The 26,659-nt window shown below is 24.3% G+C and carries 21 protein-coding genes; 12 read left to right on the top strand and 9 right to left on the bottom strand.

The genetic code is table 11. The annotated features are described in order from the left end of the window. Positions 1 to 563: 563 nt before the first annotated feature. The 3 genes from ACZ5EC_RS09510 (at position 564) to ACZ5EC_RS09500 (ending at position 4,272) form a co-directional block, all read left to right on the top strand. A complete protein-coding gene (locus ACZ5EC_RS09510; protein WP_464302244.1) occupies positions 564 to 1,145 on the top strand; it encodes a tetratricopeptide repeat protein in 582 nt (193 codons plus the stop codon). A gap of 822 nt (positions 1,146 to 1,967) precedes the next feature. Then, positions 1,968 to 2,771, top strand: a complete 804-nt coding sequence (locus tag ACZ5EC_RS09505; RefSeq protein ID WP_464302243.1) for a hypothetical protein — start codon at positions 1,968 to 1,970, stop codon at positions 2,769 to 2,771. 382 nt (positions 2,772 to 3,153) lie between these two features. Further along, positions 3,154 to 4,272 carry a methyltransferase domain-containing protein gene (locus ACZ5EC_RS09500; RefSeq protein ID WP_464302242.1) on the top strand — a complete coding sequence of 373 codons (1,119 nt, stop codon included), beginning with the start codon at positions 3,154 to 3,156 and terminating at the stop codon, positions 4,270 to 4,272. Between the two features lie 367 nt (positions 4,273 to 4,639). Here ACZ5EC_RS09500 and ACZ5EC_RS09495 read toward each other — a convergent pair whose 3' ends face one another. Next, a complete protein-coding gene (locus ACZ5EC_RS09495; protein WP_464302241.1) occupies positions 4,640 to 5,563 on the bottom strand; it encodes a hypothetical protein in 924 nt (307 codons plus the stop codon). Between the two features lie 186 nt (positions 5,564 to 5,749). Here ACZ5EC_RS09495 and ACZ5EC_RS09490 point away from each other — a divergent pair, with 186 nt between their 5' ends. The 9 genes from ACZ5EC_RS09490 to ACZ5EC_RS09450 all read left to right on the top strand — a co-directional run bounded on the left by ACZ5EC_RS09490 (position 5,750) and on the right by ACZ5EC_RS09450 (position 17,021). Then, complete coding sequence (locus ACZ5EC_RS09490; RefSeq protein ID WP_464302240.1) at positions 5,750 to 6,340, top strand: hypothetical protein; 591 nt, start codon at positions 5,750 to 5,752, stop codon at positions 6,338 to 6,340. 26 nt (positions 6,341 to 6,366) lie between these two features. Continuing rightward, positions 6,367 to 6,963 carry a GNAT family N-acetyltransferase gene (locus ACZ5EC_RS09485; protein WP_464302239.1) on the top strand — a complete coding sequence of 199 codons (597 nt, stop codon included), beginning with the start codon at positions 6,367 to 6,369 and terminating at the stop codon, positions 6,961 to 6,963. Between the two features lie 344 nt (positions 6,964 to 7,307). Then, complete coding sequence (locus tag ACZ5EC_RS09480; RefSeq protein WP_464302238.1) at positions 7,308 to 9,836, top strand: DEAD/DEAH box helicase family protein; 2,529 nt, start codon at positions 7,308 to 7,310, stop codon at positions 9,834 to 9,836. Positions 9,837 to 9,853: 17 nt separating this feature from the next. Then, positions 9,854 to 10,930, top strand: a complete 1,077-nt coding sequence (locus ACZ5EC_RS09475) for a Fic family protein (RefSeq protein WP_464302237.1) — start codon at positions 9,854 to 9,856, stop codon at positions 10,928 to 10,930. A 202-nt stretch (positions 10,931 to 11,132) separates the two neighbouring features. Beyond that, a complete protein-coding gene (locus tag ACZ5EC_RS09470) occupies positions 11,133 to 13,667 on the top strand; it encodes an N-6 DNA methylase (RefSeq protein ID WP_464302236.1) in 2,535 nt (844 codons plus the stop codon). A gap of 40 nt (positions 13,668 to 13,707) precedes the next feature. Beyond that, positions 13,708 to 15,258, top strand: coding sequence for a PIN domain-containing protein (locus ACZ5EC_RS09465; RefSeq protein WP_464302235.1), 1,551 nt, complete (start codon positions 13,708 to 13,710; stop codon positions 15,256 to 15,258). After that, positions 15,236 to 15,598, top strand: a complete 363-nt coding sequence (locus ACZ5EC_RS09460) for an ASCH domain-containing protein (protein ID WP_464302234.1) — start codon at positions 15,236 to 15,238, stop codon at positions 15,596 to 15,598. Before ACZ5EC_RS09465 ends, ACZ5EC_RS09460 begins: the two co-directional genes overlap by 23 nt. Before the next feature lie 143 nt (positions 15,599 to 15,741). Beyond that, positions 15,742 to 15,978, top strand: coding sequence for a DUF2188 domain-containing protein (locus ACZ5EC_RS09455; protein ID WP_464302233.1), 237 nt, complete (start codon positions 15,742 to 15,744; stop codon positions 15,976 to 15,978). Then, positions 15,975 to 17,021: a hypothetical protein gene (locus ACZ5EC_RS09450; RefSeq protein WP_464302232.1), complete on the top strand. Its 1,047-nt coding sequence runs from the start codon at positions 15,975 to 15,977 to the stop codon at positions 17,019 to 17,021. Before ACZ5EC_RS09455 ends, ACZ5EC_RS09450 begins: the two co-directional genes overlap by 4 nt. A 48-nt stretch (positions 17,022 to 17,069) precedes the next feature. Here ACZ5EC_RS09450 and ACZ5EC_RS09445 read toward each other — a convergent pair whose 3' ends face one another. The 8 genes from ACZ5EC_RS09445 to ACZ5EC_RS09410 all read right to left on the bottom strand — a co-directional run bounded on the left by ACZ5EC_RS09445 (position 17,070) and on the right by ACZ5EC_RS09410 (position 26,299). Next, a complete protein-coding gene (locus ACZ5EC_RS09445) occupies positions 17,070 to 17,957 on the bottom strand; it encodes an MBL fold metallo-hydrolase (protein ID WP_464302231.1) in 888 nt (295 codons plus the stop codon). Continuing rightward, a complete protein-coding gene (gene mazG, locus ACZ5EC_RS09440) occupies positions 17,930 to 18,946 on the bottom strand; it encodes a nucleoside triphosphate pyrophosphohydrolase (protein WP_464302230.1) in 1,017 nt (338 codons plus the stop codon). Before mazG ends, ACZ5EC_RS09445 begins: the two co-directional genes overlap by 28 nt. Before the next feature lie 71 nt (positions 18,947 to 19,017). Continuing rightward, positions 19,018 to 19,509: a hypothetical protein gene (locus ACZ5EC_RS09435; RefSeq protein ID WP_464302229.1), complete on the bottom strand. Its 492-nt coding sequence runs from the start codon at positions 19,507 to 19,509 to the stop codon at positions 19,018 to 19,020. Between the two features lie 96 nt (positions 19,510 to 19,605). After that, complete coding sequence (locus ACZ5EC_RS09430; protein ID WP_464302228.1) at positions 19,606 to 20,169, bottom strand: LemA family protein; 564 nt, start codon at positions 20,167 to 20,169, stop codon at positions 19,606 to 19,608. Between the two features lie 118 nt (positions 20,170 to 20,287). Next, the gene (locus tag ACZ5EC_RS09425; RefSeq protein WP_464302227.1) at positions 20,288 to 21,007 is read right to left on the bottom strand and encodes a hypothetical protein; all 720 of its coding nucleotides are present in this window, start codon (positions 21,005 to 21,007) and stop codon (positions 20,288 to 20,290) included. A 264-nt stretch (positions 21,008 to 21,271) separates the two neighbouring features. Continuing rightward, on the bottom strand, positions 21,272 to 22,102 hold the full coding sequence (locus tag ACZ5EC_RS09420) for a TPM domain-containing protein (RefSeq protein ID WP_464302226.1): 831 nt from the start codon (positions 22,100 to 22,102) through the stop codon (positions 21,272 to 21,274). A gap of 85 nt (positions 22,103 to 22,187) precedes the next feature. Continuing rightward, positions 22,188 to 22,829 carry a lactate utilization protein gene (locus ACZ5EC_RS09415; RefSeq protein WP_464302225.1) on the bottom strand — a complete coding sequence of 214 codons (642 nt, stop codon included), beginning with the start codon at positions 22,827 to 22,829 and terminating at the stop codon, positions 22,188 to 22,190. A gap of 128 nt (positions 22,830 to 22,957) precedes the next feature. Next, entirely contained in the window at positions 22,958 to 26,299 is a 3,342-nt protein-coding gene (locus tag ACZ5EC_RS09410) for a hybrid sensor histidine kinase/response regulator (RefSeq protein ID WP_464302224.1), read from the bottom strand. Between the last annotated feature and the right edge of the window lie 360 nt (positions 26,300 to 26,659).

Here is a 26,659-nt window from a genome sequence, read left to right as displayed (position 1 = left end):
AAAAGAATTTATTAGAAAGATTCTTTGATTAAAAATAAATCTAAATATAAAAATTTTTATATTATGCAATTATTATAAACTAAAACAATACTCTAATAGATAAAATATTATTTAAAACATATAAAGAGTAATATATAAAAAATTTTGTAAATTTGCAGAATAAGAATTAAAAAGAAAAAATATTGAAGTATAAATTATAATAATTAAATAACAAAAGTGAGCATAATTACATAAATTTATTTGGCAAATTGTAATTCAATAAATTTTTTGATTTTTCTTATAATTATGTTTTTAATGAAAAAGAAAATCTATTTAATAAAATATATAAAAAAGATGCTCTAACTATATTAAAAGAATTTTATAATAATGGTGATTAGTAGGGTTGATAGTAATTTATAAGGAATGGAGAAAATTTATTTGTAATTGACTTATTAATGAAAAAATTTAAAATAATAAAGATATTCTAAAAAAAAGATTTGTTTTGTTTTGTTTTAAAAAAGTCTTTGAATTATTTTAACAATTAATTGAAATTAAAAAAAATATTGTAAAAAAGGGTAAAAACTATGGAAAAAAGAAAAAGAGAATATGTGGACAAAAATCATAAAGTAGAAAACATTTATTATAATTTGTATCAGCAATATAATGGTAGAAATGCAAATTTTATAAAAAAACAATTGAAACAATTAATTGAAAAAGATCCATATTATTTTGAATCATACTTATTTCTTTATGAAATATTGCAAGATGAAGGTAATTTATTAGAAGCTGAAAAAGTATTAAACAAAGCTTATATAAAAACACTGGAATTGATAAAAGATAAAGATGGTAATTGGCCAGATTTGTTAGAATGGGGATGGATAGAAAATAGACATATTATAAAAGTAATTCTTAACAAAGCTATTTCATTATGGATAAATAAAAAAAATAACGATGCTTTAGATTTATTTAGAAAATTATTAAAAACAAATCCTAATGATAATATTGGAGTAAGATTTTATATATTAGCAATAAGAATGAATTTAGATTTTAAAAATTTTGAAAAACGTTTTAATAAAGGTGGTTTTTATAATATGGATTTATCTAATTGGTTTCATAAAAATTATAAAAAATTTCCAGATGAATTTGATTGGTGGGAAAAATCATAGAAAAATATATGTAATAACAAATTTAGCTTAAGATAAAATTGTCTTGCTATTTTTACTAACTTCCCTGGTATATTTTATATTTTGTCTATATTAATAAGTGAAATTTAAAATGTTTATCATACTTTATATCAAGAAGAAAAATAATTAGTATAAGTACTTTATTTTATTATTATTAATTATTCCAAAGTTTTTTATTGTTCTTAAAGGATGGGATATATCCATTTAACTTTAGTTAATTGCTTCTATATTTACAATTTTTCCAATTATTTTTGCATTAATTATAGATAAATTAGAAATTGAAAGCATTATTTATCCAGAAATAGAAGAAATCATTTTACAAAAAGCTAAGAATTTTGCTAAAAAATATGAATTATAAAAGGCCATTCCTTTCATTAATTTTTTCCCACAATTTATTGTTATTTTTATTAAAATTATAATTTTAATAAAAATATTTAGAAGTTGAATAATACCCAGAATAGATAGTGTTTATATTTGTAACCCTTCAAATAAAGAATTTAATGAAATTAAAAAAATTGATACTATAGTTGTATTAAAAGATTATGAAAACATTATTTTTGAAATCAATGATATTATGGATTTATTAAAAGATAAAGATCTAACAAAACCATTAATAAAAGAATGTCTAGAAGTAATACAATACATTTAAAAATATTATTTATTAAAATAAAAAATTGAAAGATTTTTTATAATTGGTATAAATAATATGGAGAAACAAAGTTTACATGAAAATTTGGGACCAGTAAACTATATATGGGTATATGCTTAATGCATAATTAAAATAAACATTAGAAGGAGAAAAACATGTTAAAGAAAACATTAATATTTTTAAGTTTTTTATTGTTATTTTTTAGTACCTCTTTTGCGAAATTTGATTATAATAATACTTTTATGCAATTTTATAATCATTTTAAGCGTGCTCTCGAAATCAAAGATGATAACGAAAAATTGGCAAGATTAGAAGAATTAGCACATCAGTATATGGATGTTTATGAGAAAAATGATTTATTTCATAAAATAATTGTTGTGGAAGATAGGGATCCATCAACAGTTGATCGTAGTAATGCTGATTATACAGATCATACAACAAAACAGGAACCAGAAAATCTTTTTAAGAATGTTAGTAAAACAGAATCTTCTGCAGCTGAATTCAACCCAAATAAAAATACTTGGAAATATAGTATAATTCAAAATAAACAAGGTGACCAAATTCTTTATCTAACTTTGCTAAATACTACATATTCTCCATTAAAAGGTTCTAAAGATTATGGTTTGTTTGTTATTAAAGTTAACGGAACAACTGGTGGTATATCTATATATATAATGTTCCCAAAATCAAAAGGAAAAGTAAGAGGATCTAAAGTAATTGTTGATTTTGGTGATGGTATTAAAAGATTATATCATATTTATCAATCTAAAGATAACAGAACACTATTTTTTAATAGTGGAGATATTCCAATTATTTTGACATTGATTAAGAAAAATAGTAAATTATCTGTTATGGTTCAAATGGAGGATAATAATACTTATCTATATAAATATGATATAAGAAACTTTTATACATTAAAACAATATATAAAACAAAAATATCCACAATTTAATTTTTAATTAGTAATTAAATTTTTTAATACAATTTTCTGGACCACATTAAATTGTACCCAAATAAATATATAGATATTGCTATTTGTTTTGACTCAAATTCCCTGATTTTTTTTAAAAAGATTTAAATAAATTTTATAATCATAACGAATTAAAATTCACCTCTTTAATTTCTTCCATAATTTATCATCCTTGCTCTTTTATTATTTAATAGTAAATTTTTTAAAAGAATGATTACAAAAAAAATCAATATTACTGAAAAAATTATATTACAATTCTTTATATCTATTTATATTTTGAGATCAATATTAAAAAAAATATTATATAATGAATAATATTTAAAAAAAGGATATATTAAAAAAGGGATATTATAAAACAAAGGATGAATTAAATGAAAAATGTTGAATATGGATATTGTGGAATAATTTGTTCTGATTGTAAAAATTACAAAAAAAATATGAACTGTCTTGGATGTCATCATGAAAAAGAACTTCTTGAAGATTGTCCAATAAGAAAATGTGCAATTTCAAAAAATTTAAATAGTTGTATGGATTGCAATATGTTTCCATGTGATACCTTTTCTGAATTTTATAATGATGGTAAATCTCTTCATAAGAAAGCTTATGAAAACTTAATCTCTCTTAAGAATAAGAAATATCAAAAATCAAATGAAGAGTTATGGGATATAAATACAAAATATCATTATGAATCAGATTTTTATAATGTTGAGGAATTTATAAAAGGGAAAACATCATTGCTACCTATTGAATTGAATGAACTACCTCTAGCAGTTGGAGATATGAAAGATAAAAAAATGCTTCATCTTCAATGTCATTTTGGATTAGATACCCTTTCCTGGGCAAGGCTTGGAGCTAATGTTACGGGTGTGGACTTTTCAAGTGCATCTATTGAATATGCTAAAAAATTAAGTAATAAAACAGGTCTAAATGCTAGATTTGTTTGCAGTAATATTTATGATTTACCAGATGTTCTAGATGAAAAAGAAAGTTTTGATATTGTATATACTTCTTATGGTGTTCTTGTTTGGTTAAATGATCTTTCAAAATGGGCAAATATCATATCTTATTATCTAAAAAAAGGTGGAATTTTTTATATAGCTGAAATTCACCCTTTTATAATGGTTTTTGAAAATGAAGACTATACTGAAGATTTAAGAGTGAAATATGATTATTTCCATAAAGATTTACCCTATGCTTTTAATATAAATGGAACATATGCAGATAAAAATGCTAATATCAAAAAAATTTCATATGAATGGTTTCACTCTTTAAGTGATATAATCAATAGTCTAATAAACTCTGGATTAAAAATTGAATTTTTTAATGAACATCCTTTTTGCTGTTATGATCACTTCCCTTTTATGAAAAAAAATGATGATGGTTTATGGGTTATTGATAAAAATAAAATAAAAACTAATGAGAATAATTTAAAAGATAAAATTATACCTGATCTTCCTTTGACTTTTTCCATTCTTGCAAGAAAATTATAGAAAGAAACTGATGCCAGTGCGTATTGTAATTTCTTCGGAATTTTTTTTCATGTTCTCTAAAATAAATAATAACAATTAGGTTCAATTTCAAAATGAGTGGATAAAAGGCAAAAAGTTATCAAACAAAGAAACTTTAAAGATAATATTAAAATGGTGGAGTATAGTATTATTAAGTGTATATAAATATTTAAAAGTTTTGCAAAGAAGATAAAAAGAGAGGATATGGTTAAAAAGATAATGATTATCTTAAATTAAAAATATTACAAATTTTATTAGAATTAGAATAAATATCCATACATTTTGAAAGAGAACCAACAATTATTTAAAATTATAAAATATTCGAATTTTACATTTCTTATCATTAATTCTAATCATTACAGATTTTTAATAGTTTATTAAATAATTTCAATTCTTTTATATATATTTTTATTGCCTTTTTATTTTCCAATTTGTTTATATTGCAATTTTTTAAATAAGCCATTGGATTTCCTGTAGATGGTAAATTAAATTTTCTAAATAATTTCCACTTTTGATTATAATATTGATATTTTTTATTAATATTATAAATTCTTTTTCTCACTGTAATCTCATTATTAAAATTGAAATAATAAAATTCATAAAATAAACTAATTAAATCATTATTTTTATTTAGATTAGCTATATTATAGTGAAATTTATTAAAATAATCTTCTATGCTATACTTTTTTATTATAAAATTAACAAATAACATACTAATTATTCTTGAAATAAACATATTAAAACATCTTGTATCATTGTAATATTCATAATTTGACCATATTTCATATAAAATCAAAGGGTTATTAATTTTCTTAACTATCAATATTTCTTGGAGAATATTATTCAAATTATTAATTTTAATCTTTTTTATATTATGAGATATTCCTTTTTCTTCATATTCATCAACATTGTAATATAGATTTTGCATGTAATTAGCTAAACCTTCATGAAAACTTATATTTTTAGAAGGAAAATAGCAATGTGTCAATTCATGTATTAAATAAGAAGGATTTATTCCCCATAATTTTATTATAATTCTATCTGGTTCAATTATTCTCATTCCTTGAGAATGGAATCCAAAAAATGGTTTATTTATTATGATATCTATAGATTTTTTTACTTCTATTGAAAATTTTTTGTATTTTTTGAAAATATTAATCCATTTAAGATATTCTTTTAATATTACTTTATTATACTTCTTAAAAACAATATTTGATTCATACTCTATATTTCTTATAAAATGATTTTCTAAAATGCTATTAAATTTATTCATAGTTTTTTATCGATAAAATAATAATTTTACTTTAGTTAACAAAAATTATGATTTATATTTTATATAAGGTCAATTATTATATCTGTTTTAACTTGTTTAATATAATATTTAAATTATATTTAATATGAAAATTCTTATAGATATTTTACAACCAGAAATTGATAAATTAAAATAGGAGAAAGTAAAATGATTGGTCGCTATGTGTATCATGCATCGAGTATAAAAGGATTGACTTTAATTAAACCATCTATCAGTACACATGGTGAAAGGTGGGTATATGCAACTAAAGATATTGTAATGGCTGCTTTATTTCTTTCAAATAAAGGGGGAGATTTAACATGTGCTGTTGGTAGAGAAGATGGGGTTCCATATATCTGTGAACGGTTTCATGGTGCTTTTGACTACCGCTATGCTAATGTTAGTGGTTCAATATACATACTACCATCACAAACCTTTATAGAAAACAAAACTCAATGGGAAGAGGAAGTAGTTTCGGAATCTGAAGTCACTCCCTTACAGGAGATAAAAATAAATGATGTTAAAACATATCTGATAGATCTCTCGAAAAATAGTAAACTCAAAATTTTTCTTTATCCAGATAGACCAGATGAGATACCTGATGATGATGAAGATCTGGTTTGCAGAGGAATAATCTGGACAAGAAAATGGGGAGATGGAGTTCTTAAAGATTTCAAAAAATATCATCCCAATTTAATTTTAAGAATCAAAAAAGGGTTAAAAGAAAATAAGTATTTGAATGATGAATATATACATTAAGTAAAATAATTTTAAAGGTAATATATATGATTAAAGAGAGAAAAGCCACAATTAATGACTATGTAGATTTTTCTGAACTTTTATTACTTTCTGCTCCTTATTTTCCAACTCTTTTTGGTGGAAAGATAAAGATTATACTACAGGATTTATTTCGTCATTCTTCTAATCTTTTTAGCTTTAAACATAGTCATATTGCTGAGATTGATGGAAAAATTGCTGGTATGATTTTAGGATATGATGGGAAGACAAAAAAGAGAGAGAATTTAAAAACAGGTTTATTATTTTTTAAAGAGATGGGAATTGGTATGATATTTAAACTTAAGTCTTTTTTAAAATTAAATGCTACTGTCGGAAGTTTAAACATAGATGAATATTATATTAGCAATGTAGCAGTATATCCCAGATATAGAGGAAAGGGAATAGGTAAAAAGTTGATGTCTATAGCTGAAGAGGAAGCTAAAATGGCAGATAAAAAAAGAATGGTATTGGATGTTGAAAAGGATAACACTGTTGCTATAGGTTTATATAAAAAATTAGGTTATAAAATTATAAAAGAATTTTCAATAACTTTACAAAATAATAAAAATTTATATTTTTATAGAATGATAAAAGAAGTGAAATGAAAACTTTGCAAATAATAAATAAATAAAACACAATTTGTTTTTACTTAACTATTAATAAAATTATTTAATAAAAAGCAAATCCTCCATTAAATTTTTAATAAAATAATTTTATTCATAAATTAGAGAAACTTTTTTTAAATAAATAATCTAATTTAAAAAAATGCCTTTTTAATAATAGTTGAAATTATTCCTGTTTAATTATATACTTGTTGTTGATGTTTATTCAGATAATTTTGAATAAATTGAATTGAGAAACAAATATTTTACATTTTCAATATTTTTACCATTCACAATAGGTTAAGAAAAATGTAATATGAATTAAAAATTAATGAGGAAACCTGACTATGGGAGAGAAAGAAGCAAAGGCAAGGATAAAAATAAATAAACTTCTTGAAGAAGCTGGATGGCGTTTCTTCGATAGTAAAGAGGGTAAAGCAAATATCCTTCTTGAAAATAATGTTAAAATCACCAGAGAAAAATTAAATGAATTTGGAGAAAATTTTGAAAAAACCACTAATGGTTTTGTTGATTTTTTGCTGCTAGATGAACAAGGTTTTCCGTTTATTGTCCTTGAAGCAAAAGCAGAAGATAAAAATCCTCTTTTTGGTAAAGAACAAGCCCGTCGTTATGCAATTTCACTAAACTGCCGTTTTATTATTCTTTCTAATGGAAATATTCACTATTTCTGGGATTTGGAAAGAGGAAATCCACATATAATAAGCAGATTCCCATCTACAGAAATGGTAAAAGGTTATTCTACCTTTAAACCTGATAGAGACAAGCTTGTTAATGAAATAATTAATGAAGATTACATTGTATTAACACAAAAACCAGATTATAAGAATGATCCTTCTTATTTGGATGAAAAAACAAGAAAGAATTCTATTGAACAAAATAAACTCAAATTTTTAAGAAAATATCAGATACGAGCTATCAAATCAATTCAAAATGCAGTAAAGCAAGGAAAAGACCGCTTTCTTTTTGAAATGGCTACAGGAACCGGGAAGACCCTTGTTGCTGCTGCAATAATAAAATTATTTTTACGAACTGGTAATGCTCGTAGAGTTTTATTTCTTGTAGATAGACTGGAACTTGAAAATCAAGCATATAAAGCATTTGTTACTTATCTTAAAAATGACTATCAGACTACTATTTATAAGGAAAATCCTGATGATTGGAGGAAAGCAGAAATTGTTGTTTCAACTGTTCAAACTTTTTTATCAAAAAATAGATATAAAAGAGTTTTTGCACCAGATGATTTTGACCTTGTAATTTCTGATGAAGCACATAGAAGTTTAGGAGTAAATAGTCGGGCTGTATTTGAATATTTTATCGGGTATAAACTGGGACTAACTGCAACTCCAAAAAATTACCTTAAAAATATTGATATATCTAAACTTGGTGAAAATGATCCACGCCAGCTTGAAAGAAGGCTCCTTTTAGATACATATAAAACTTTTGGTTGCGAAAATGGAGAACCAACTTTTAGATATTCTCTTGTTGATGGTGTGAAAGATGGTTATCTTGTAAATCCGGTTGTAATTGATGCACGAACAGAAATTACTACACAACTTCTTTCTGATGAAGGATATGCTGTTTTAACCCAAAATGAAGAAGGGGAAGAAATAGAAGAAATATATAAACATAAGGATTTTGAGAGAAAATTTTTTTCTGAAAATACAAATAGAGCATTTTGTAAGGCTTTTTTAGAAAATGCTTACCGGGATCCAATAAGTGGTGAAATTGGAAAAACTATTGTTTTTTGTGTTTCGCAAAATCATGCTGCTAAAATTACCCAGATTTTAAATGAATTTGCAGATAAAATGTTTCCTGATAAGTACAATTCTGATTTTGCAGTTCAGGTAACATCTAGTATACCGGATGCTCAGCAATTTACAATTAATTTCACCAATAACAATCTTTCTGGTTATGGTAACTTTATTCCAGAATATAGAACAAGCAAAACTCGTGTATGTGTTACCGTTGGTATGATGACTACAGGATATGATTGCCCGGATATTTTAAATTTATGCTTGATGAGACCCATCTTTTCTCCAACTGAATTTATTCAGATTAAAGGGAGAGGAACAAGAAGGCATAATTTTACTGAAAACTTAACTGATGAAAAATTAAAAGCAGAAATCGGTGAAAAGCAAAAAGAAAGATTTAAGCTTTTTGATTTTTTTGCTAACTGTGAATATTTTGAAGAGAAGTTTAATTATGATGAAGTTTTAAAACTTCCAGCTGGAGGTGAAGAATATTCAATTTTAAAGACACCTGAAATCAAATATAGTACAGATGAATACCATAGTACAAGAAATGACCAGATATTGTCGTTTGATCAGAAAGTAATCGGAACAGATGGAATGAAAATTGATAGAATGTATTTTGAAAAATTTGAAAAGAAAGTTATTGAAACTCCTTTTATAAAACAAAAAGCTGAAGAAGGGAAATGGGAAGAACTAATTGATTATATTGAAAAAAATATTATGGATAAACCAGAAGAATATTTCACTCTTGAAAAATTAAGAAAGGCAATTAACATAGATAGACGTATTACTCTAAAAGAGATCATTGAAAAAATATTAGGAATAATTCCTTATTTTAAAACAAAAGAAGAACTTCTTGAAGAGGAGTTTGATAAATTTGATAGTCGATATTTACCAAAAGAGGAATATTTTGAATATGCTAAAAAAGTATTTAAAGCGTATATCCTTGATGATGAATTTAGAAGGATTGTAGATAGTGGTAATTTTGCACTGCTCAATATTTCTCCTTATGGTGAAGCATTCAGGAAATTAACTCCTGAACTACGAAAAGCTATACCTGAGTATATCAAAGATTATGTACCATTAAATAAGTTTATTGCGTAAAAGGAGTGATTGATAAAATGAGTAGTTTAAATATGCTACCACCTGAATTTGATGTTGAAACAAAAGCGATTCTTAAGCAACTTTCTCAGGCATATCGATATCTTGCTGAATTAAAAGGAATTGCAAAAACAATTCCTAATGAGTCTATATTAATTAATACTTTACCTTTACTTGAAGCTAAAGATAGTTCTGCAATTGAAAACATTATAACAACTCATGATGAAATCTATAAAGAAAATCTTTTTGAAAGTTTTATATCAAATCCCAATGCTAAAGAAGTTCATCAGTATGCAAAAGCTTTGCAAATTGGTTATAATGCCTTGAAAAATAAACAATTATTAACTAATAGAATTATATTAGATATTCAAGGAATAATAGTTTCTAACAAGGCAGGATATAGAAGACTACCCGGTACAGAACTTAAAAATTCTAAAACAGGGGAAACTGTGTATAAACCACCACAGGATTATGATACAATTATCAGGCTGATGCAAAATCTTGAAGAATATATAAATAATGATGATCTTCATCCAGTTGACCCTTTAATTAAAATGGCAATTATTCATTATCAATTTGAATCAATTCATCCCTTCTATGATGGTAATGGGCGAACAGGCAGGATACTTAACATACTATATTTGGTTTTAAAAGGTTTGCTTGATTTACCCATACTTTATTTAAGTAGTTATATTATTAAAACAAAAGCAGACTATTATAGATTACTTAAAGAAGTCAGGGATAAAGGAAATTGGGAAAACTGGATCTTATATCTTTTGAAAGGGGTAGAATCTACATCTAAAGGAACAATTTATCTTATTAATGAGATATCAAAACTAATGATGAAATATAAACATTCTATAAGAAATAACTATAAATTTTATTCTCAAGATTTACTCAATAACCTTTTTAAACATCCTTATACAAAAATTGAGTATTTACAAAAAGATTTAAATATTCATAGACAAACAGCAGCAAATTATCTTGATGAATTAGTAAAAGGTGGATTTTTGAAGAAAGAAAAAATTGGGAGAAATAATTATTATATAAATGAACCTTTGTTTTTGTTATTCAAAAACTTTGATTTAATCTCATAAGAAAAATAACATGTCGAAAAAAATGATAAATTTCGACATGTTTAATTAATATGTTGAAAAAAATAGTAAATCTCGACATATTTTATTAATGAGTTGTAAGTAATATAAAGGGGAGAAGACCGTGCTGGATGCTGAAACAAAAAGAAGAATTGACACCGCCCGTGATATTCTAGTAGGAAAAGTTCCTGATCCAAAAAGCCAGGTGGAGCAAATAACAATTGCACTTATTTACAAGTTTATGGATGATATGGATAGAGAAGCAATTGAAATGGGGGGTAAACGAAGCTTTTTTACTGGTGATTATGAAAAATATAGCTGGAGCAATATATTTAACCCACGACTGGGTGGATATGAGATGCTTAATCTTTATGCTGAAGCAATAACAAAAATGAGTCTTAATCCAAATTTACCTGAGCTTTTTCGTAATATTTTCAAAAATGCTTATTTGCCTTATCGTGATCCTGAAACTCTCAAGCTTTTTTTAAAAACAATTAACGAGTTTATATACGATCATTCTGAGCGATTGGGTGATGCTTTTGAATATCTACTTTCTGTTCTGGGGAGTCAGGGGGATGCTGGCCAATTTCGTACTCCAAGACATATTATAGATTTTATGGTGAAAATAGTTGGTCCTAAGAAAAACGATATTATCCTGGATCCTGCATGTGGTACTGCTGGCTTTTTGATTTCAGCGTATAAATATATTTTATGTGAAAATACTTCAGAAAAATATAAATCTAAAAATGGTAGTTGTATGGGAGATCTACTTACTACTGATGAACGTAAAAAATTGTATTCAAATTTTAAAGGGTATGATATTTCACCAGATATGGTTCGCCTTTCTCTTGTAAATATGTATCTACATGGTTTTGTCAACCCTCAGATATATGAATATGATACACTTACAAGTGAAGACAAATGGAATGAATATGCTGATGTAATCCTTGCCAATCCCCCTTTTATGTCACCAAAAGGGGGAATAAAACCCCATAAAAGATTTAGTGTGCAGAGCAAAAGAAGTGAAGTTTTGTTTGTGGATTATATTGCTGAGCATTTAACACCTACAGGGAGATCTGCAGTAATCGTACCTGAAGGTATTATTTTTCAGAGTGCTAAAGCTTACAGGAAACTCAGGAAGATGCTTGTAGAAGATTATCTTTATGCTGTTGTTTCACTTCCTTCTGGTGTTTTTCAGCCATATTCAGGGGTAAAGACTTCTATTTTACTAATGGATAAGGTTATTGCTAAAAAGACTGATAGCATACTTTTCATAAAAATTGAAAATGATGGGTTTGATACAGGGGCTCAGCGCCGACCTATTGATAAAAACGACTTACCTGATGCTTTGAATGTGATAAAGGATTATATAACTGCTGTTAAGAACAAAAAACTAGAAACATTTAAAGTGGATGAAAAACCTTGTAGTGCATTGCTGGTAAAGAAGGAAAAACTTGCAGAAAATGGCGAATATAACCTTACTGCTGAAAGATACAGGATAGTGGAAAAAAGAAAACACGAGAAATGGTCAATGGTTCGGTTAGGAGAATTAGAACTACAAGGAAAAATTCAATTCTTGAGAGGACAAGGAATTTCTAAAAAAGATATTATTGAAGGTGGTAAAAATAAATGCATACATTATGGAGAAATTTATACATTATATCAAACAATAATAGAAAATGTTATCAGTAGAACAAATTTAAAAGGTAAAATATTATCAAAGAAGGGTGATGTTTTAATACCTTCAACAACAACAGCGGATGCTATGGGTATAGCTGTTGCAAGGTCATTAAATGAAGACAATGTTATTATAGGCGGGGATATCAATATAATAAGAACGGAAAATAAGTTCATTTTATCAAATTATTTAGCTTTTTTAATAAGTAATCCACCACTAAAAAACATCCTAGCAACTTACGCAAAAGGAGTAAATATTTTACATATTTCCAATTCTGATATTAAAAATTTAGAAATCCCCCTCCCACCTCTTGAAGTTCAGAAGGAGATTGTTTCAGAGATAGAAGGTTACCAGAAACTTATTGATGGTTGTAAGCAGGTTATAGAAGTCTGGAAACCTGATGTAGAAGGTTATCTTGAAGAGGAACTTAAAACATACATTATTAAACATCCTGAAAAGAAAGAAGAACTTGCTGAGGGGTGGCCGATTGTGAAGCTGGGGGATAAAAATTTATTTAAAGTTGAAAGTGGAGGAACTCCAGATTCTCAAAATAAAAATTATTGGGGTGGTTCTATCAATTGGGCTACATTAGTAGATTTACCACAAGAAGATTATATTACTATAATTACTAATACCAAGCGAAAAATAACTGAACTAGGGCTTAAAAATTCTTCAGCTAAAATTATACCAGCAAATTCAATTATTGTTTCCACTCGTGCAACTATAGGACGAGTTGGGATAAATAAAATAGATTTAGCAACTAATCAGGGATTTAAAAATATAATAATTAAAGATTTTAAAAAAATAAATAATATATATCTTGCCTTAGCTGTGAAAAAGCTTGCTAAGCAAATGGAACTTTTAGCATCTGGTGGTACATTTAAAGAAATTTCTAAAACAAACTTTTGTACTTTACAAATCCCCCTTCCTCCTCTTGAAGTCCAGCAGTGTATTGTAGATAAAATTGAAGCTGAACGCAAAGTCATAGATGGTTGTCGCAAGCTTATTAAAATATATGAGGAAAAGATTAAAAAGGTGATTGATAAAGTGTGGGGGGAGTGAGAAAATATAGTGATATTATAAAATAAGGAGGACAATTTCTATGAAAAACTTAAAGATACTTCTTGATACAAACATAATTATACATCGTGAAACGGAAATGATAATTAATCCTGACATAGGGAAGTTGTTTAAATGGCTTGAGAAAATAGATGCTAAGAAATATATTCACCCAATAACAAAATATGAAATCAATAAATTAAGAAATAAGAAGAAGAAGAAAACATTTAATGTTAAATTAGATGCTTATCATGAGCTAATAACAAGGAATGAACTTGAACTGATGGTTGAAAGCATATCAAAAATATATGATAAAAACGAAAATGATAAAAATGACACCTTACTTTTAAACGAAGTTTATAAGGGTACTGTTGATATTCTTATAACAGAAGATAAAAAAATACATGAAAAAGCAAAATATTTAAATATTTCGGATAAAGTTTTTACGATTGAAAGTTTTTTAGAACGAGTAAACATAGAATTTCCAGATTTTACAGATTATAAAGTGCTAAGTGTAGAAAAATCTTATTTTGGAAAAATTGATTTAAATGATGAATTTTTTAATTCATTTAAGGAAGATTATCCGAAATTTGAAAAATGGTTTAAGAAGAAATCAAATGAACCTGTTTATATCTCAATTGCAGACAGTAAAATATGTGCATTTTTATATCTTAAAATTGAAGATGAATACGAAAACTATAGTGATATTGAACCTTTTTTCCCAGAGAAACAAAAGAGACTAAAAATTGGAACTTTTAAGGTGACATTGAATGGATTTAGGTTAGGGGAAAGGTTTTTAAAAATTGTTTTTGACAATGCTATTAAACAGAAAGTAGATGAAATCTATGTTACTATATTTGATAAACGAGATGAACAAAAAAGATTAATTACTTTACTGGAAAATTGGGGATTTAATAAATGGGGTATCAAGAAAAGTACTGGTGAATTTGTTTATGTTAGAGATTTTACTCCAAATTTTAATATTAATAATCCTCGTAGTACATATCCTTTTGTATCACTTAACGAGAATAACAAAATTTTTATTGTACCAATATGGCCAGATTATCACACAGAATTATTGCCTGATTCCATTTTAAGAACTGAATCACCATTTAATTTTAAAGAAGATAAACCACATCGTAATGCTATATTAAAAACTTATATTTCTCGTTCTTTGAATAGAGAAATCAGTAGAGGAGATATTATCCTTTTTTATCGAACTGGAGAAAAAGACAAATCAGCTAAGTTCTCTGCACTAATAACTACAATAGGTGTTGTTGAAAATAAAATTGATAATATATCAAGTGAAACAGAATTTATTGAGAAAGCAAGAAAAAGATCTATTTTTAACGATGAAAAATTAAAAAATTGGTGGAATTATAATAAAAAAATAAAACCATTTTTAATAAATTTTCTCCATGTGTATTCATTAAAACCAAAACAAAGAAGTAAACTAATAAGAAAGAGACTTTTAGAACTTGGTATTTTAAATGGGGAAAATAATGAGTTAAGAGGTTTAAAAGAAATTACAAAAGAAAATTTTATCACTATAATTAAGGAGGCAAGAATAGATGAAAGTTTTATTATCTATTAAACCAGAATTTGTAGAAAAAATTATTATGGGGGAGAAGAAGTTTGAATATAGAAGGAAGATATTTAAAAGAGATGTTGAAAGTGTTCTGGTTTATGCAACTTCTCCCTGGAAAGTTGTTGTAGGTGAATTTTTAATTGAGGATATTATTAAAGATGAACTGAATATGTTATGGGAAAAAACTTACAAATATTCTGGAATAAATGAAGATTTTTTCTGGCAATATTTTAATGGAGTTAACTTAGGTTATGCTCTAAAAATAGGAAAATTTTACTTATATGAAAATTATTTAAAGATTGAGAGTTTAGGTGTTAAACCGCCTCAATCTTATGTATACTTATGATTATTGTTTCTATTATATTAAACTTATAATAGAAAATTTTTAGAGGAGTGTATATAATTACAAAAATATAAAAAATAAAAGCAGAAAAATATTAAAAAAAAATTATAAAATAAAAATAATTTTTGGAAAGGAGGTATTTATAAATGAGTAAAAAGAAAAATCAACATGTAATCCCTCATAAAGGAAAATGGGCTATTAAAGGTGAAGGGAACAAAAAAGTAACCAAAATAACTGATACAAAAAAACAAGCTATAGAAATAGCAAAGAAAATTGCTAAAAATAAAAATGTTGAAGTTGTTATTCACAATAAAAAAGGTGAAATAATAGACAAAGATAGTTATGGTAATGATTCTTGTCCACCTAAGGATAAAAAGCATTGAAGTATTTTAAAATAAGTACCAAAAAAGATTACGATGAAGATAATTTTATAATGAAAAAACTTGATAAAAAAATTGATGATACTAAATATGAAAAATTAGAAAAAATAATATATAAGAAAGATAAAAATAAATTTGACATATTTGGTGATTCAATATCTCCTAAAGAAATAGAAATTTATATTTTTGCTGATGAACGAAAAAAAATAAATAATCAGTGGGATTATATTGCTATTTTAATAATACCATCAGACAAAATAAGTAAAGCTTTAGAAATTTTGAAAGAACACAGACAGAAAATTGGATATAATAAGGAAATAAAATTTAGTAGTGTTAATAAAAAAGCAAAAGGGGAAAAATTTGAATTAGCTAAAAACTGGTTGCTTGAAATTATTAAAGATGGGCAAGAAAATAGGGGTATTTTTTATTTTAATATTCTTGGAATTGATAGAAACAATCTGGATTTTAGATTTTTTGGAAATGATAATACTCCAAAAGGAAAATATGCAAATATTTATAATAGATTTTTTAGAACAGTGTTTTTGAGTGGAGTTAAATCCTTTTTTCATGACTATGATAATATTATTGTTAAAAATATTTTTCATGATACTGAAGGCAATCTAGAATCTCATAAGTATTTCAATTGGCATTTGATTTGGAAAGTTACGAAAAATGAAGAAAAAATTAATTTTAATAATGATGAAATAATTTTCTTGAATTCTGATCCTGATAAAGAACAAAATTATAAAGAATTTTCTGATTTTATTCAGTTAATTGATATTATAGTTGGTTCTATATCTTATTGTTTAGACTATTCCAATCCAAATAATATGGGTCAAGAAAAATTAGGTAAAATAATTCTACCTTTAGTTGAAAGACTAATTTATAAAAGTTCTAATAAAAATAGTAAATATGGTTATTTTAATAAGTATAAATTATCTTTTTTCCCAAAAGTAAAGCTTAATTTCAATAATAATCTACAAAGTGAAATATATACAGTAAGAGAAATAGCTTTAAAGAATAAAAACCAGTTGTCACTTTTTTAATAGATCAAGCTAAAATGAAAACTTTGCAAATAATAAATAAATAAAACACTAAAAATTAAAATTATAAAAATACCATTGTTTTACAAAACCAGCAAAACCATCTTTTTCTGGGTCATAGTCATGGAATCTATCGCCATAATGCATTAAAAACATTTTTCTTTTTATGTTTTCTGGAAGTGTTTTTAATTCATCATATGCAGCGTGAACTCCACCTACAAAAAATTGACAATCGTGGAAATAATATTCAATCTTGTAATGTTTTTCAAGAAAGAATATTAAATCAGGATCAAATATTGTATCAGAAGTAAATACTATTTTTTTATCAATTAATAAACCGTAAGATAAGTGGTAAAATTTAAAATCAATATCTTCAGGTAAATCGGAAGGCATATGTTTTGTTTGAAATAGTATAATATCAATACCATCAATCTTTTTATGATAAAAGTTTCTATTATCAAGTTTATTTTTAAAATTCAAATTATCAAAATAGATTATATTAAAAAAGTCTTCAATTTCTAAATACTTTTTATCTTCTTTATATTCACTATATTTACATCCTCCAGCTAATGATTCATTCCATAAAATATTTTTATATCTTCTGGTAAGGTATAGGTTTGGTTTTTTATTAAAAAAATACCTATCCATTAATGCAATTTCTTCCACCCCTCCTATATGGTCAGCATGTGAATGGGTAATTATTAAATTATCAATATTGGAGACATTTAACCCAAGTCTATCTAAAACCAATGGGGCTTTTGTTCCAAAGTCAACAAAAATAGAAGTATCCCCTTTTATAATGATAATATTATTCTGGTATAATTTTTTTGAAAATGCAGAGCCTGAACCAAGGAAAAAAATAGATAAACATCCATCATTAACTAATGGAAGAACATTTTCGTCAAATCTAACTATTTTGAAAGTTTGCTTTGATTCCATAATTTATCCAATTCTTGAGCACTTAAACTATTTATATCTAATCCTTTTAAATCGATCTCTTTTTCTATATATTTAAATCTTTTAATAAATTTATTAACTGATCTTCTTAATGCAAAATCAGGATTAATTTTAACTTTTCTAGCAAGATTTATAACAGCAAAAATAAGATCTCCTATCTCTTCTTCTAAATCTTCATTAATTAAAACATCTGATTTGTTTTCTTCTTTTTTAAAATTATTAAAGTTTTTTCTGCCATTGATTATATCAGTTAAATTTATTTTATCAAGCTCTTTTTTAACTTCGTCAGTTTCTTCATAAATCTTGTTAAAAATATTTTCTAATTGTTTTGAAAAATCTTTATCTTTCCAATCAAAACCATAAGAAGATGCTTTTCTTTGAATCTTAATGGTATAAAGTAAAGCAGGTAAAGAGGAAGGAACACCATCTAATCTTGATTCTCTTTCTTTTTTTTCTTTCTTTTTCTCTTTATTCCATAATCTTAAAGCTTCATTTTCATCATTTGCTGATTTTTCTCCAAATACATGAGGATGCCTTCTTATCAGTTTTTCAACAATTCCTTCAAAAACTTCTTTAATTGTAAACTTTGATTGCTCTTCAGCAATTTGACTTATCATAAAAATCTGTGAAAGGATATCCCCAAGTTCTTCTTTAAGATGATTAAAGTCTTTATTTAATATAGCTTCATATGCTTCATGTGTTTCTTCAAGAATAAATTCAGCTAATGAATGAATACTCTGAGCATTGTCCCATGGACAGCCATCAGGTTGTCTTAAAATCTTTGAAATCGATTTTAGTTTTAAGGTTAATTCCGATAAAGTATTTTTAGTAATATCTTCTTTTACAAGTTCATCTTTACTGTATTCTTTATCATAATTAATATTATTTTTATTACTATTTTTATTATCATCATTCTCATTATTAATATAATTATTATCATAATTGGAATTGATATTACTATCTTTTTGCATTTAAATAATCCTTAGATTTAAATATGCCTTGTAATAATATTTATTTAAACTTTTTTTCATAGTAATAATATTTATTTAAACTTTTTTTCATACTCAGATTCTAATACTTTTAGTAAGTTTTCAAACTCTTTTTTATTTTTATCAGAAAAGTTGGATAATATTTTATGATTTTCTATTATCTCTTTAAGAATTTCTTTTTCATCTGGGTCATTAATTTCTATTGTTTCAATTAAAACTTTTTCAAAATTTTTTACTTCAGTATATATATCATAAACCCTGTCTATTCCATATTTAATAATAGTATCTTTTACATAATTATTACAATATATAATCCCTTTTAAAGAATTATGTTTTTGATTTGTGATCCCTATAAATAAAAGGGTACCAATAAATGTTGAATCAATAATTTGAACATTTTCAAAATAAAAAATAATGTTTGAATATTTATTAATTTTTTTAAAGTACTTTTTTAAAACAATTGCTTCTATAAACTTTGCCTGATTTTTAACATGGATAACCAGAGCTTGATTATAAAATCCATATTTTATTATCCCTTTATTCATAAAAATTCCTGTCGATAAAAATTTATAAAACTATTTTTTTAATTATATTCTTTATATTATAATTATAACAAAAATAAAAGAATAAAAATAAAAATATTAAAATTTAACTTTGGGTGCTTTTTTTGCTTCTTCTGAAATTTCATAGTATTCTTTTTGTTTAAATCCAAAAATACCTGCAAAAATGTTGTTAGGGAATTTTTGAATATAGGTATTAAATGATGCAACTGCATCATTATATCTTTTTCTTTCTACGGCTATTCTATTTTCTGTTCCTTCAAGTTCGACAATTAATGCTTTAAAATTTTCATTTGCTTTTAAATCAGGGTATTTTTCAACTACTACAAGGAGTCTTGAAATTGCAGAATCGAGTTGTTGATTGGCCTTGATTTTTTCATCTACTGTTTTTGCAGACCCAACAGATGCTCTGGCTTTTGTAACAGCAATTAAAGTATCTTTTTCAAAGTTAGCATATCCTTTTACTGTTTCTACAATATTAGGTATTAAATCATATCTTCTTTGTAACTGGTTTTCAACCTGAGCCCAATTTCTTTCAACTTCAATTTTCATTGATACCATCTTATTGTAAGATGATATTCCCCATAATATTAAAACTATTATTATAGAAATAATAATAATTGTTGTTCTTGAATTTTTCTTCATTCCAGCTCCTTTTCTTAACTTATTTTTGAACTTTTTTTATTATATAATGTTATAATGTTTGTTCTATGATCTAATTAATTTAATATTTCAGTTATTTATAATATTCTTGTTAATTTTTCTATATTTCAGTATTTTTTGAAAATAGTTTATCAACAAAAGTAGTAATTTTTTCAATTGTTTCATAAAAAATATTAATAAAATCAATATATCCCCACGATTGCAAGGATGAAATATCAGTTATAGATTTTATAATTCTTTCTCTATTATTGATATCTAAATGATCTAATAGAAATTTATAATTTTCAAGTGGATCAATTACAAATTCATTTGAGATAATGTATCTTAAAGTTGATAAAACAGGTTTTAAATCATTTAAGATTGATTTTATGAGTTTAGTTGATTCATTCATATTTTTTACAAAAGCTATTTGATTGGTAATTCTAAAAAGTTTATTTCTTAATTCCCTTTCGCAATTCAATCTTAAATATTTTTTATCAAGGTTTATTGATACGAAAGTATCTTTTCCAAAAACATTTTTTGAAAAATATTTTATAATAAATATATCTACAGGAAATGAATCCTGTGCATTTAAAATAAATTCTTCAGATAAAAATAGAGGATATCCATTAAAAGGTTGCCCTTTTTTATCAGGGTTATTTTTTTCTATTTTTTTGTTTTCTTTAAGAATTTTTTGATATTTTTTTAGATTTGTTTGAAATTTAATAACCTGAGAAGGATATTTGTTTTTTAATATTATAACAGGAAATTCCCCAATTCTAATTTCAAGTATATCATTACCAAAAATCTCTTTAAAAAAATTAATAATCTTTTCTTCCATCCAAATTCTCCTTATATTTAAAATTTGTGATTTCTTTTAGCTTTATTTACTCTTTAATATAGTTTTATCTTTTATATAATTTTAATTTTCTATATATTTTTTTATAATTTAATCTTTTATATAATATATTCTTTTATATATATATATATGATTTGTAATTTTTATTTATTTGATTTAAGCAACTTTATTTTCTCTTTTACACACTTTTATTTATAGCATGTTATTTATCTAAAATCTAATTTTTTAAATAATAAATATTATGTTTTAAAATGAACCTGTAGCTCCACCACCACCGGAAGAACCACCTCCAAATCCTCCGAAACCTCCAAAACCACTAAATCCACCAAAATCATTATTATTAAAACCACTTCTGTGTCTTCCACTATTTATTCCACCAAAAAACATAGCCCATAGTAATGGGTTTGAGGCTCTTCTTGAATAAAAATATCTTCTTCCAAATGCACCTGCTATTGGAAAAACAAAGAAAAAAAGGATAAAAAGTAGATTGAACAGAGAAGATATTGAAAAGCTGTTTTTACTTTTTATTTTAACTTTTGGTACATTTGCAGTTTCCAACCACTGATTAATATCTGCATTGTTAATTTTTGCAAATCGGTTAACAATTGCATAAGTTAAAGCATAAAATCCTTTTGAATAATCACCTTTTTTAAAGTAAGGGATTGCATAGTCTTCTAGATATTTATTGGCTAAAATATCCGGGAAATCGCCTTCAAGACCATATCCAACTTCTATTCTTACTTTTCTCTGTTTCAAGGCTAAAAGGATTAAAATTCCATTATCTTTCCCTTTTTCTCCAATACCCCACTTTTTAAATAGGTCAGCAGCATATTCTTCAATAGAATAGTTACCTATATTATCAATAGTTACAATAGCTATTTCACTACCAGTATTTTGTTTTACTATAACAGCAAGTTTTGTTAAATTTTGTTTTGTTTCACTATCTATAAGGTTTGCAAAGTCATTAACAAACCCTTCAGGTTTAGGAAAATTTTGAGCATATATTCTTTGATTAATAGAAAAGGTAAAAATAAATATAAATATTATGATTAATCCAATATAATTTTTTTTATGCATTTTATAGCCCTTTTTTTTATAAAAATAACTAAAATAAAAATAACTAAAAAATAGAAATAAAACAAATAATAAAAAGTAAATTTAATTAAAAACCTAATTCTTCTCCTATAAGGATAACAGTAATCCTTTTTTCAGGTTGACACCATTTAGTAATTACATAGCTTGCACAAATTCTTTCAGGTGATACACAATCATAGCAGATTCCACCTTTAGTACATGGAGCATTTATATTAAACCTTATAGCATTCATAACAGATGCTTTATTTATAGCTCTATTCATAGCATCATCATAATTTAGAGCTAATTTATTTATTCCTGCAAAAACATACACTTTTTTTGGTCCAAAACTAATAGCAGCAACACGATTACCATAAAGCCCAATATTGAATAAACATCCATCTTCTGAAATTGCATTTGAAGAAGTAATAAAAACATCAGCAAAAAATATTTCCCTTTGTATTTTTTCTTTTTCCTCTTTTGAAATACCAGGTTTATTTCTATCCATTAAATTATAACCATTATTTCTTAAATATTCTATTAATTTCATTTGTTCAAGAGTCCTTGATCCACCATAACCAATAGTGGTATTTTTATCTATTTTTGATAAAAAAAATTCTTTAGCTTTTTCTTTAGTATCAAAATATATTGCATCAAATTGTCTCTTTTTTAGATTGGAAATAGTGTTTTCAACCCTTATATCATAGTAAATCTTTTTCTCTTTTATCATTGTTCCTCCTATTTTATTTTAAATGTTATAAATTCCAAAATTATTTTTGAACAAAAATTATTTTGAACATCTGAGTTTTTTTATAAATAATACATAAAACCACAAATTCAATAATTTGTTTAAAATGTTTATTCATTAAATTTTTTTAAAGTATTGAGTAAATCAACCATTTTGTAAGGTTTAAATAAAATAGAACTTATATTGTATTGTTTTAGCATAGAATTAATGTCAATATCTTTTCCAAAACCTGTAGAAACAATTACTTTTGCATTTAATGGAATATTTTTAATATTTTCCATTACTTCCTGGCCATTCATATCTGGCATAACCAGATCAAGAATTATAAAATCAAGTTTATTTTTAGATAATCGTTTTATTTTTTTTATTGCTTCTTCTCCATTTTGAGCTTCAAAAACTTTAAATCCGACTTTTTGTAAAATATTTTTTATATTTATTCTAACAAGTTCTTCATCTTCAACAATTAAAACTTTTTTATTTTTAAAATTATAGTTTTTAATAAATTTCTCCAGATCGTTAATATTTAATTGCTGTTTTATTGATTTAAAATAATTATCCAGAATTTTTTTGTCATTAATTACTGGAAAATAAATTGAAAAAGTAGTTCCTTTATTAATTATTGATTTAACTTTTATATACCCATTAAAAGTTTTTACATTTTCTTTTACAATTGCAAGACCTAGACCTGTGCCTTTTGTTGTAGATTTTGTTGTAAAAAATGGTTCAAATATTTTATCAATTTTATCTTTTGAAATACCACTACCATTATCCTTTATACTTATTTTATAAAATGGTTTATCTAAATCCTTCTTATACAGGTCTTTAATATTTTCTTCAGCTAAATTTTCAATAACTTCAACTTTTATTTCAATTTTCCCCTTCTCTTTATTTTCTAAAGCATCCTTTGCATTTGATATGAGGTTTAAAAAAATATTTGATAATATGGTTTTATTCCCCAAAATAATTGGATATTCAATATTATTTCTTTTAAAAGTTAATTTAATATCATTACCCATACTTTTCTTGGATAGAAAAATAACATTTTTTAATATATCATTTATGTTTACTAATTCTTTGACAATACTTTCTTTAACTGTAAGAGATTTAAGGTTGTTAACTAATTCCTTCCCTTTTGATAAGTTGTCAAGTATCATGTTAATATATTCATTAACTTCCTGTTTTTTCCCCTTATCAAATTCTATAGTGGATAGATCAAATTTTAAAAGTTCTATACTTCCAGATATTCCTCCAATTAGATTATTAAAATCATGTAAAATCCCACCAACAAATTTTCCCAGTGTTTGAAATTTTTGGAACTGAAAGTATTTATCCTGTAATTCTTTTTCTTTTGAATTATCTCTTAAAATATAAATTGTTCCTATCAAATCTTTAAAATTGTTATAAATATGATTTTTAAGAAGTACAATAAATTTTTTATTATTTTTATTAGAAATAAGCTCAAAATTATAAAATCCTGTATTAATTTTTGTTATATCTATTTTTTCACTCTTTATAATTAAATTATTATTAATTTTATTATAATTTTGGTAATCATTAACGTTTTTAAGAAAAACTATTCTATTTATATTTTTGTTTAAAATATTTTTTTTATTTGCATCAAGAATTTCAAGAACTGATTTGTTTATTGTTGTAATAGTGTCTTTATTATCGGTTATTATAATTCCTTCACCTATTGAATTTAAAATTAAATCTAATTTATTTGAAGCTTCTTTTAGAGAGAAAAAAATGGTTAGTATATCTTTAAATAATTCTAATATTTTTATTGAAGATTCATTGAAACTATTTTTACTTTCTTCAGATATATCATAATTAAAAGATACTATTCCATATGATGTATAAAGTGGAAGTCTAATTGTTTGTTTAATTGGTTTAGAAGCTTTTTTTAATAATTCTAGTTTCTTTTTGCTCATCTTATTTACTGAAGGAGAAATGATATTATTTATTATTTTTATGTTATTATACATTTTTTTAAATTCATAATTTTTTATATTTAATTCATTTAACATTTTTAAATCATGTCCAATTGTATCAATATACTTTATTTTATCATTTCTTACTATAAATACAGAACCAAAATCAGCTTCATCTATTATTGAAAAAGTAGTTCTAAAAATTAATTTAAAAAATTCTATATCATCTATAAGGGTTTTTGAATACAATTTTTTAGTTACAGATATGATTTTTTCAATTTTTTTATTAAAAGATTTTTCTTTTTCTAAAAGGATAGAAAGAGTTTCTTTTTTTGATTTTAAATCTTCTGTAAGTTTTTTTATCTCTTCATGTTTTTCTTTTAAGACCTGGTAATTATTATTAATTTTTTTTAAAAGTTTATCGTATTTAAGAAAGATAATATCTATTTCATCAATATTTGTATAACTTTGTTTCCCGGAGAAAGGTTTATTTTCTTCAAATTTATCAAGCTTATTATATAGATTTAATATAGGTAAAGTAATTTTTTCACTGGTGGTTTTAATTTTTATAAATATGTATATCAGTAAAGTTAATATGACAAAAACACTAATTAAGGTATAAATAAAAAGATATAGCAAATTAGGGGATATAACTTTTATTTTTAAATAAAAATATCCAATATCTGAAAGAAAAGTATAGTAATAATATTTTTTGTTTAAACTAATATATCTATAATATATGTTTTTATCTTGTTGTGATTTCTTTAAAAATTCAATTTCTTTTTTGTTAAGATGAGGAATTTTACTATCATTAATTGGTCGTTCAAGATAGGTGATTATTAAAATATTTTCTATTTTTAAATTTTTGAAACAATATTCTTTTATTTTATTGTTAAAAAATTTTTTAATTCCTGAAAATTTTAAACCAATTTCAAAAAATGTATTATCTTTTAATTTTATATAACCAAATATTCTTGGGTTACCAGTTTTATATTCTCTTGATAATCTACTAATATATGGTTGGCCTTTTTTAATCCTGGACAATATGTTTCGCCATACTCCAAACTTTGCTAAATTAAAATTTAAATCTGGTTTATAATCTGTTTTATAAATAAAACCATTTTTATCAATAAAATAGTAGTTAATTTTATCTAAATATATGTTTTCTTCAAACTCTTTTTTTAAATTATAAAGAGCTATTTTTTCATTATAAAAAAAATCAAGAAATCTGTTTTTGTCCTGTAAAAAAAGATCCGAATTTTCATAGACTTTTTTTAAGAAATTTGATAATTCATTTTTATAGGTATTTTGTATATTTAAAGTTAGATATCCGAAATCTTTCAAAGTACTTTTTATTATTGTTTGGGTTAATTGATTTTCATTTTTTTCAATTGTTTTAAAACTAAAATAAAATAAAAATATTAAAATCAATAATAAAATTGAAAGTGTTATTATAATTTTTCGAAATAAATTTTTGTTTAAAAAATCTTTTAGCTTATATTTTTTGATATTTTTTCCCATTTTAATTTACTTATAACAGTTATTTTATAGAACTATTCAATATTAAATTGTGCTATATTTTTACTATATAAATTGCTCTATACAATAAATTATCACATAAATATGATAAGTCTGTCAAAATACTTATAATTTTTATAATTATTTATTATTTTAAACATTGAATTAATAACAAATTTTAAATTATAATCATTCTATAAATATTTATTTTAAATTAAAATTTATTTTAAAAAACTAATTCAAAACATCAATTATTGTTTTTGTAAAAAAAATTAATTACAAAATTATTATAATTGATAAAGTCTAAAAATCAAATTTAATTGATATTTTAAAAAACAGATTTATATTTGTTTTTGTTATAAT

The organism is Exilispira thermophila, assembly GCF_055389015.1.
This window is presented reverse-complemented; position numbering and strand designations above follow the sequence as displayed.